The organism is Bacillus sp. FSL K6-6540 (genome assembly GCF_038007545.1).
The window spans coordinates 1-10,000 of record NZ_JBBOXH010000001.1; the positions used below are offsets into that span (position 1 = coordinate 1).

The window sequence follows — 10,000 nt, forward strand, 5'->3', positions numbered from 1 at the left end:
TTGGAAAGCCATACTTCCGAATTATGGCAAGAAATATTATCGATCATACAAACCAAGCTGAGCAAACCGAGTTTTGACACTTGGTTTAAAGCTACCAAGGCATTGACCATTAATGATCACTCCGTCGTCATTTCCGCGCCGACAACGTTTGCTGTGGAATGGCTGGAGAGCCGATACACCAAGCTGGTTAGTGCAACCGTGCTGGAGGTGGTGGGCAAGCAGGTCGACGTTCGCTTCGTGATCGAAGAGACGAAGGCACACGAACCTGCTCCGCAGCAGCCCTCGCCGCCGCTTGAAATATCCGGTGAAGAAATTCAGTCCCATATGCTGAACCCGAAGTATACGTTTGACACGTTTGTCATCGGCTCGGGCAACCGGTTCGCACATGCTGCCTCGCTCGCCGTTGCCGAAGCTCCGGCTAAGGCGTATAACCCGTTATTCCTATATGGTGGAGTAGGCCTTGGAAAAACGCACTTGATGCATGCCATCGGCCACTACATTTTGGAGCACAATCCCAGCAGCAAAGTCGTGTACATTTCCTCCGAGAAATTCACCAACGAGTTCATCAACTCCATTCGGGACAACCGCGCAGAAAGCTTCCGCAACAAGTACCGCAACGTTGATATTCTGCTCATTGACGATATCCAGTTCTTGGCCGGGAAAGAATCGACGCAGGAGGAATTTTTCCATACGTTTAACGCCCTGCATGAAGAGCGGAAGCAGATTATCATATCCAGTGACCGTCCCCCCAAGGAGATCCCGACGCTGGAAGAACGGCTCCGTTCCCGTTTCGAATGGGGATTGATCACCGACATTCAACCGCCGGATCTGGAGACGCGGATCGCCATCCTTCGCAAGAAGGCCAAGGCCGAGAATCTGGATATTCCGAACGAAGCCATGATGTATATCGCCAATCAGATCGATACGAACATTCGTGAGCTTGAAGGTGCCCTTATCCGTGTCGTCGCTTATTCCTCCCTGACCAATCAGGACGTTACAACGCATCTGGCAGCCGAAGCCTTGAAGGATATCATCCCGTCCAGCCGGCCGAGAATGATTACGATTCAGGACATCCAGCAGAAGGTCGGCGAGTATTACAACCTGAGACTGGAAGACTTTAAAGCCCGCAAACGGACCAAAGCCGTCGCGTTTCCGCGGCAAATTGCCATGTACTTGTCCCGCGAATTAACCGACTATTCCCTTCCCAAGATCGGAGAGGCATTCGGAGGCCGGGATCATACCACTGTCATTCATGCCCATGAGAAGATTACCCAATCTCTGAAAACGGACCAAGAGCTTTTCAAAGTGGTCAATAACATTACGGAGAAAATCAAAAATCCAACCTGAACAAGTTCAAAGCCTATGCACAATCTATACACATGTGGATAGGCTTAATTTTATGCCTTTTACGAGGCTTATCCACATATTCAGTGTCCCTATTACTATTACTAATAATAATTAATAAATAAATTAACCATAAAGAGGGGAATCCCCTTGGCTTCCGCCAAGAGAAAAACCCCCTCTCATTTTTCCGTAAGGAGTGAACTTGATGAAAATCAGCATATTAAAAAATGTATTAAACGAATCCATTCAACACGTATCGAAGGCGATCTCCAGCCGAACCACGATTCCGATCCTCAGCGGCATTAAACTGGATGTCACGTATTCGGGCGTCACGCTAACAGCCAGCGATACGGATATTTCCATTCAATCGTTTATTCCTGCGGAGGATGAGAAGCATACCATCGTTCAGGTAGAGCAGCCTGGCAGCGTTGTGCTGCCTGCCAAGTTCTTCGTTGAAATCATCAAGAAACTGCCTTCCCAGGAAATTCAGATGGAGGTCAAAGAAAACTTCCAGACCTTTATTTCTTCGGGAGCCACGGAAATCCAGATGGTCGGCTTGGATCCGGAGGAATTCCCGGTATTGCCTAACATCGAGGGCAGCCAAACCGTTTCTTTGCCAGGTGATCTGTTGAAAAACATGATCAAACAAACGGTATTCTCCATTTCCACCCATGAAACCACCCCTATTTTGACGGGTGTATTATGGAGTCTGAACGACAATGAGCTGAAATTTACGGCCACGGACCGTCACAGACTGGCTACCCGCTCCGCCCATCTTGAGGGAGCTGACGGCATTTCGTTCAACAATGTCGTGATTGCGGGCAAAACGCTAAATGAGCTGAGCAAAATCATTCCGGACCAAAATACGCTGGTTGATATCGTTGTCGCGGATAATCAGGTATTATTTAAAATTGACCGTGTTCTGTTCTATTCCCGTATATTGGACGGCATTTATCCCGATACTTCTAGAATTATTCCAACCTCGCATAAAACAGAACTGGTTTTGGACACAAAAAAATTAAGCGAGTCGATCGATCGTGCCTACCTGCTCTCCAAAGAGGAGAAAACGAACATTGTTCTCCTGCAAACGATGGAACATGGCGGCATCGAGATCTCTTCCAGCTCTTCCGAGCTTGGTAAAGTGCGTGAGGAATTGGACCTGATCGATTTCAAAGGGGAGCCGCTGCGAATCTCGTTCAACTCGAAATACATGCTGGACGTGCTCAAGGTGGTTGAAAGCGAACAGCTGATGATCGCTTTCATGGGCGTCATGAGCCCGATCATCCTGAAGCCGCTCGACGACAGCAAGAGCCAATATATTATTCTGCCGTACCGTACGGCCAATTAAAGTTATCCCCATGTTGATAGGGATGAAAGGACGAAGTCATGAAACAAATTTTTATCCACAGTGAATATATCAAGCTGGATCAGTTCTTGAAGCTATCCGATTGCGTATCCACAGGTGGGATGGCGAAGGCGCTGCTTGCGGAAGGGGCAGTTCTGGTCAACGACGAGAAGGAAGAGCGGCGCGGACGCAAACTGGTTCCCGGCGACATCGTCAAGGTAGAGGATTGCGGGACGTTTCAGGTGGCAGCACAATAGACAGCCTCCCGCAGCCGCTTTGGCGCTAAGCGCGGAAGACGAGGGAGAGGATAAGCTTGTTTGTCAAAAATGTCAGCCTGCAGCATTACCGAAATTACGAGAAGCTGCAGCTTGAGGCATTTGGCGATGTCAATTTGATCATCGGACGCAATGCCCAAGGAAAGACGAATTTGATGGAGGCGCTCTTCGTGCTTGCTTTAACGAAGAGCCACCGTACCTCCAAGGATCGCGAATTGATCGGGTTCGAGCAGTCCAGTGCCCATATATCTGCCGAGATTGACCGCAAGTACGGCACTTTGAGGCTAGAGCTGAGCTTGTCTCAGCAGGGGAAGAAGGCAAAAATCAACGGGCTTGAGCAGCGGAAGCTTAGCGATTTCATCGGCTCGCTCAATGTCGTGATGTTTGCGCCCGAGGATCTGGAGATTGTCAAAGGCACGCCGGGGGTCCGCCGCCGGTTTCTTGACATGGAAATCGGGCAGGTGGCCCCAAGCTACCTGTTTCATCTGCAGCAATACCAGAAGGTGCTCGTGCAGCGCAACAATCTGCTGAAGCAATTGTGGGGGAAGGGCAGCACCGAGCAGGCGATGCTTGAAATTTGGAACAGCCAATTGGCAGAACATGGTGTTAAAATCGTCAAGAAGAGGAAACAATTTATAAAAAAGCTGCAAAAGTGGGCGGAAAGCATCCATCAGGGGATCACCAACGGCCTGGAAGACCTCTCTTTGCACTACCTTCCATCCTTTGCCGACGCGGAGGAAGAAGATGAAGCTGTCTTATTTGAGACATTTATGATAAAATTATCACAAATGAAAGAGCAAGAAATACGGCGCGGTATGACATTGGCAGGTCCTCATCGAGATGATCTGGCTTTTTATATTAATGGCAAAGAAGTCCAAACGTATGGATCTCAAGGTCAGCAGCGGACGACGGCGCTATCTTTGAAACTGGCTGAAATCGAGCTGATACAGGAAGAGATCGGTGAATATCCGGTGCTGCTTCTGGATGATGTGCTTTCTGAATTGGATCCGTACCGGCAGACACAATTGATCGAGACATTCCAGAGCAAAGTGCAGACATTCATCACGGCGACGGGCATTGAGAGTTTGAATACCGACAAATTGAAGGGTGCCAGCATTTTTCATGTCCATGACGGACAGGTGGGCTCTTAAGGAGTGATTCCATATGTATATTCATTTGGGCGGAGAGAAGATCATCCGTTCGTCAGAGCTGGTTGGGATATTCGATATCTCGATAGAGAAATCCTCGAAAATCTCCAAGCAGTTCGTCACGCATGCCCAGCAGCATAAAGTCGTGGAGTTGATTGGCGAAGAGGATCCGAAATCCATCGTGGTGACGAAATCGATCGTCTATTACTCTCCGATTTCCTCTGCAACACTTAAGAAACGAGCGAATCATTTTATAGCTCAGGCATAACAGAATCTGTAGAAGTAGGTGAAGGCATGTCTATGAATCAACCGACATATGATGAGAATCAGATTCAGGTACTGGAAGGATTGGAAGCCGTTCGTAAACGGCCGGGTATGTATATCGGATCTACCAGTGCCAAGGGTTTGCATCATTTGGTATGGGAAGTTGTGGACAATAGTATTGACGAAGCGATGGCGGGAATATGCGACCATATCGAAATCATTGTCCATGAGGATAACAGCATAACCGTTATCGATAACGGTCGCGGCATTCCGGTCGGCGAGAACGCCAAGCTGAAGAAGTCTACGCTGGAAGTGGTTATGACCGTCCTTCATGCCGGCGGTAAATTTGGCGGCGGCGGGTATAAAGTATCCGGCGGTCTGCATGGTGTCGGCGTTTCGGTCGTGAATGCACTGTCTTCGAAAGTCGTGGTTCAGGTCAAACGTGACGGGCACATCTACCAGCAGGAATATCATCGCGGCGTACCTCAATATGACATCAAAGTCATCGGGGATTCCGACGATCACGGGACTACGGTAACCTTCCTGCCGGATCCGGAGATTTTCACGGAAACGACGGTCTATGATTATACCACCCTGCTTACACGGATCCGCGAGTTGGCGTTCCTGAACAAGGGCATCGCGCTTACGCTGACGGACGAACGTACGGGTGCCTCCGACTACTTCAAGTACGAAGGCGGTATCATCGAATACGTCAAGTTCCTGAATGAGAAGAAGGAAGCCCTGCACGAAGACCCGATCTATGTAGAGGGTTCACGCGATAACATCCAGGTGGAAGTGTCGCTTCAGTATAACGACAGCTATACCGAGAATATTTATTCTTTTGCCAATAATATCAACACGCACGAAGGCGGAACGCATGAATCCGGCTTTAAGAGCGCGCTCACCCGGATCATCAATGACTATGCCCGCAAAACGGGATTAATCAAAGATAACACCAGCAACCTGTCGGGTGACGACGTGCGCGAAGGATTGACGGCGATCATTTCGGTCAAAGTGCCGGAGCCGCAATTCGAAGGACAAACGAAGACCAAGCTCGGCAACAGCGAAGTGCGCGGGATCGTGGAATCCTTGTTCGCGGAGAAGCTGCAGGAGTTCCTGCAGGAGAACCCGGCGGTTTCCCGCCGGATCCTGGAGAAGGCGCTCCAAGCATCGCGTGCCCGCGAAGCGGCTCGTAAAGCCCGCGAGATGACGCGCCGGAAGAGCGCCCTTGAAGTCAGCGCATTGCCGGGTAAGCTGGCGGACTGCTCCTCCAAGGACGCTTCCATCAGTGAGCTGTACATCGTCGAAGGCGACTCTGCCGGCGGTTCCGCCAAGCAGGGGCGCGATCGGCATTTCCAGGCGATTTTGCCGCTGCGTGGTAAAATTCTCAACGTGGAAAAGGCACGGCTTGACCGCATCCTGTCCAATGCGGAGATCCGAGCCATCATTACGGCTCTGGGCACGGGGATTGCGGAGGATTTCGATCTCGCCAAAGCCCGTTACCACAAAATCATTATCATGACCGATGCCGACGTCGACGGTGCGCATATTCGTACCTTGCTGCTGACGTTCTTCTACCGTTACATGCGTAAGCTGGTGGAAGCGGGTTATATCTACATCGCCCAACCGCCGCTCTTCAAGATCGAGCGCAACAAGGTGATCCGGTATGCCGGCAGTGAGAGAGAACGCGACGAGATCATCAAGGAATTCGGCGAGAACGTCAAAATCAACGTACAGCGTTACAAAGGTCTCGGCGAGATGAACGCCGGTCAGCTGTGGGAGACGACGATGGATCCCGAGAGCCGTACGATGCTCCAGGTGACGATCGAGGATGCGATCTTGGCCGATACGTTGTTCGATACCCTGATGGGCGATAACGTGGAGCCGCGCCGGGATTTCATTCAGGAGCATGCGAAGTCGGTCCGGAATTTGGACGTATAAAGTACTGCAAGCTAAAGAGGGGTATCCCCAAGGTCTTTGAAGACCTCAGGGGAACACCCCTTTTTTCGTTAATAACGGGCACAGGCCGTGAGTCGTTGCATAACAGGACCCAACCGATTCAGAGAGACTTGCTAACCGGTTTTTTTGGTTTTCTTCTTGCTGGATAAGTTGCGTCCGTAAGCATTGGCGTATTTTTCTACCTGTTTGTAGATGCTGGGATCCTTGAAGAATTTCTTAAACGGGAACAGTGCAGGTTTGGTATTAACCTCCAGGATCCAAATGTTCCAGCGATCGTCAATCGCAACATCCAGGCCGATTTCTTTCAGGTTCGGATACGTTTTTTGCAGCTGCGAAGCGACGTTCACTCCAAGCGTATTCAGTTCTCTGCGGATATTCCCTGCTTCTTCAGCCGTCATATGCTCGAGCATTAGCGGTTTGTAGTGATGAACCACGCCGCCGCTGTGATGGTTGGTAATGATTTTATTTTTGGCCGCGACCCGGCCGATTATTCCTGTGCTCACCCACTGACCGGAGGGACTCTTTTGGGTAAGTACACGAAGATCAAAGGGACGGTCCTTATGACGGAGCAGGTGGATGCCTTGCTGAACCAGATAGTCCTTGCCTTGAAACAAGTCGCTTAATGTTTTATGGAGACTCTCCAGAGAGGTAAATACTTCGGTTTTATGGTCGTAGCGAAGCATGTAGGAAGCATCCGTTGTTTCATCAGTATCCGCGGTTTGGGAATGGAGCTGTTCGACCGACATCACGCCGATGCCGTAGGTCCCTCGGTCAGGCTTGATATACACAAGCGTATGCGTATTCAGCATGTCTTCAAGCGTCTCCAATGAATATAGGCGGGTAGCGGGAACATAAGAGGCGAGGCCTTTGTTTTTCAACAGTATTTTCGTTTTCGCCCACTTGCTTGCAACGCGTTGGATAGTCAAACATCTTCATCCTTTCTTAGCTGTATGATTGGAGTGACAGGATTTTGCCTGTCTCGTAATACAAACTCGTGCTATCGGTTGATTTAAAAGAGTGTGGCTGCCTCTGACAAGAGAGGGGATGCCCGGAAAACATAGGACAAGTATGACAAACAGTGGTATAATATAAAGATGTGATGATTCGAAAAGTCCTTTGCAATGCATTGTATGTGAAAAGGGGCACGGAGGACAGGGCGTATATCCCGGTTTCCGGGCAAAAATCATGCTTTCACTTGATCCATCCCGTGTTTAATTGTGCGATGTTTGTGAAAGTAATATAATAAAGGTTAGTGCGTTTCTAGGTTTCTGATCACTATTCTGCTTTTTTCACATAGATCAAGGCATGGTTGATAGGAAAATGAAGGAGGTCCAGCATGGCGGAAGAAAATTTCTCCCAAATCAAAGATCGGGACATTGGTACCGAGATGCGCGAGTCCTTTATGGATTACGCGATGAGCATCATTGTCAGCCGGGCTTTGCCGGATGTACGGGACGGAATGAAGCCAGTACACCGTCGTATTCTGTATGCGATGTCCGAACTTGGAATGGCTCCGGATAAACCGCATAAGAAATCGGCAAGAATCGTAGGCGAAGTTATTGGTAAGTACCATCCTCATGGTGATTCCGCGGTTTATGAATCCATGGTCCGGATGGCGCAGGACTTCTCCATGCGTTACATGCTTGTTGATGGGCACGGGAACTTCGGTTCCATCGACGGCGATATGGCAGCGGCTATGCGGTATACCGAGGCTCGTTTATCGAAGATTGCCATGGAAATGCTGCGTGATATTAATAAAGAGACAATAGACTTTGCTCCGAACTATGACGGCGAGGAGCAGGAGCCGGTGGTTCTTCCTGCGCGTTATCCTAACCTGCTGGTAAACGGCGTGTCGGGGATCGCGGTAGGGATGGCTACCAATATTCCGCCTCACAATCTTGGTGAAGTCATCGATGGTGTACAGGCGATGATTCGTAACCCTGACATCACGCCGATGGAACTGATGGAATACATCCAAGGACCGGATTTCCCGACAGCGGGTTATATTCTGGGACGCGAAGGCATTCGCCAGGCTTATCGTACGGGCCGCGGTTCCGTTACGATGCGGGCGAAGGCGACGATCGAAGAGAATAATAACAAGGCGCGCATTGTGGTTCATGAGATTCCATATCAAGTGAACAAGGCCCGTCTGGTTGAGAAAATTGCGGAATTGGTTCGCGAAAAACGAATTGACGGCATTACGGATTTGCGCGATGAATCGGACCGTAACGGCATGCGGATTGTTATTGAGCTGCGCCGGGACGTCAACCCGAATGTCGTTTTGAATAACCTGTACAAGCATACGGCCATGCAGTCGAATTTCGGCATTAATATGCTGGCCATCGTGAACAACGAACCGAAGATCTTGAACCTGCGCGACGTGCTGTTCCATTATTTGGAGCATCAGGTCACTGTTATCCGCCGCCGGACGGAGTTCGAACTTAAGAAGGCGGAGGCCCGCGCTCATATTCTCGAAGGTTTGCGTGTTGCACTGGATCATCTCGATGAGGTCATTGCCCTCATTCGCGCTTCCCAAACCACAGAGGCTGCCCGCGAGGGCTTGATGGAGCGTTTCGGTCTCAGTCATGAGCAGGCACAGGCCATTCTGGATATGCGTCTCCAGCGCCTGACCGGACTCGAACGGGAGAAGATCGAGAACGAATATCAGGAATTGCTTGCCAGAATCGCGGAACTCCGTGAAATCTTGGCTAATGAGCATCTCGTGCTTCAGATCATCAATGATGAGCTGCAAGAGATTAAGGAACGCTTCGCGGATGAACGCCGTACCGAAATTACGGTCGGGGAAGACAGCATCCTGGACGAGGATCTGATTCCGCGCGAAGAAGTGATCATCACCATTACGCATACGGGTTACATCAAGCGTCTGCCTGCGAACACCTATCGCAGCCAGAAGCGGGGCGGACGCGGCGTTGTGGGGATGGATACGAAGAGCGAGGACTTTGTCGAGCATCTCTTCGTCACGAATTCCCACCATTACCTGATGTTCTTTACGGACAAAGGGAAGGCGTACCGGTTAAAAGCCTATGAAATTCCAGAGCTGAGCCGTACCGCCCGCGGAACGCCGATCATCAACCTGATTCAAATTGAACAGGGCGAATCGATCAATGCCGTGATTCCAGTGGAGAACTTTGACAGCGATAATTACCTGTTCTTTGCAACACGCCAGGGTGTCGTTAAGAAAACCCCGCTTGAGGATTATGTGAATATCCGCAAGGGCGGTCTGATTGCGATTAATCTGCGCGAGGACGATTCCCTAATCGAGGTGAAGCTGACGGACGGTCAGCAAGAAATCATTATGGGAACGGCGCAAGGAATGTCCATCCGCTTCAAGGAGAGCGATGTTCGCTCGATGGGAAGAAGCGCGACCGGGGTGAAAGGGATCACGCTGGACGACAATGATGAAGTCATTGGCATGGACGTAGTAGACCAGGAGCTTGATATCCTCATTGTAACGACCAAAGGTTACGGCAAGCGGACGCCTGCAAGCGACTACCGCAGCCAGACCCGTGGCGGTAAAGGGATCAAGACCATCAATATTACGGAGAAGAATGGACCGGTTGTGGCACTGAAGGTCGTGAAATCGGAAGAAGACCTCATGATCATTACGGCAAGCGGCACCATCATCCGTACGAGCATGGAGGGCA

8 protein-coding genes (1 of these 8 cut by a window edge) are annotated in these 10,000 nt (G+C 50.2%); 7 read left to right on the forward strand and 1 reads right to left on the reverse strand.

Features of this window, described 5'->3' with window-relative positions; genetic code table 11:
* From dnaA to gyrB, 6 genes are all read left to right on the forward strand, one after another.
* The gene (dnaA, locus tag MHH82_RS00005) at nt 1–1,347 is read left to right on the forward strand and encodes a chromosomal replication initiator protein DnaA (RefSeq protein ID WP_009591521.1); all 1,347 of its coding nucleotides are present in this window, start codon (nt 1–3) and stop codon (nt 1,345–1,347) included.
* A gap of 202 nt (nt 1,348–1,549) precedes the next feature.
* Nucleotides 1,550–2,692: a DNA polymerase III subunit beta gene (gene dnaN / locus MHH82_RS00010; protein WP_012818292.1), complete on the forward strand. Its 1,143-nt coding sequence runs from the start codon at nt 1,550–1,552 to the stop codon at nt 2,690–2,692.
* A 38-nt stretch (nt 2,693–2,730) separates the two neighbouring features.
* Nucleotides 2,731–2,946 carry a S4 domain-containing protein YaaA gene (yaaA, locus tag MHH82_RS00015; RefSeq protein WP_009591516.1) on the forward strand — a complete coding sequence of 72 codons (216 nt, stop codon included), beginning with the start codon at nt 2,731–2,733 and terminating at the stop codon, nt 2,944–2,946.
* A gap of 56 nt (nt 2,947–3,002) precedes the next feature.
* A complete protein-coding gene (gene recF / locus MHH82_RS00020) occupies nt 3,003–4,115 on the forward strand; it encodes a DNA replication/repair protein RecF (protein WP_012818293.1) in 1,113 nt (370 codons plus the stop codon).
* 13 nt (nt 4,116–4,128) lie between these two features.
* A complete protein-coding gene (remB, locus tag MHH82_RS00025) occupies nt 4,129–4,380 on the forward strand; it encodes an extracellular matrix regulator RemB (protein WP_012818294.1) in 252 nt (83 codons plus the stop codon).
* A gap of 26 nt (nt 4,381–4,406) precedes the next feature.
* Nucleotides 4,407–6,317 carry a DNA topoisomerase (ATP-hydrolyzing) subunit B gene (gene gyrB / locus MHH82_RS00030; RefSeq protein ID WP_340962436.1) on the forward strand — a complete coding sequence of 637 codons (1,911 nt, stop codon included), beginning with the start codon at nt 4,407–4,409 and terminating at the stop codon, nt 6,315–6,317.
* Nucleotides 6,318–6,448: 131 nt separating this feature from the next.
* Here the strand turns inward: gyrB and MHH82_RS00035 are convergent, their stop codons facing one another.
* Entirely contained in the window at nt 6,449–7,261 is an 813-nt protein-coding gene (locus MHH82_RS00035; protein WP_012818296.1) for a YheC/YheD family protein, read from the reverse strand.
* A 410-nt stretch (nt 7,262–7,671) separates the two neighbouring features.
* On the opposite strand from MHH82_RS00035, the gene gyrA reads away from it, so the two are divergent.
* Nucleotides 7,672–10,000, forward strand: the 5' portion of a protein-coding gene (gene gyrA / locus MHH82_RS00040; RefSeq protein WP_012818297.1) for a DNA gyrase subunit A. The gene runs 176 nt beyond the window's last position; the window shows 2,329 of its 2,505 coding nt (coding positions 1–2,329); its start codon is at nt 7,672–7,674; its stop codon lies beyond the right edge, outside the window.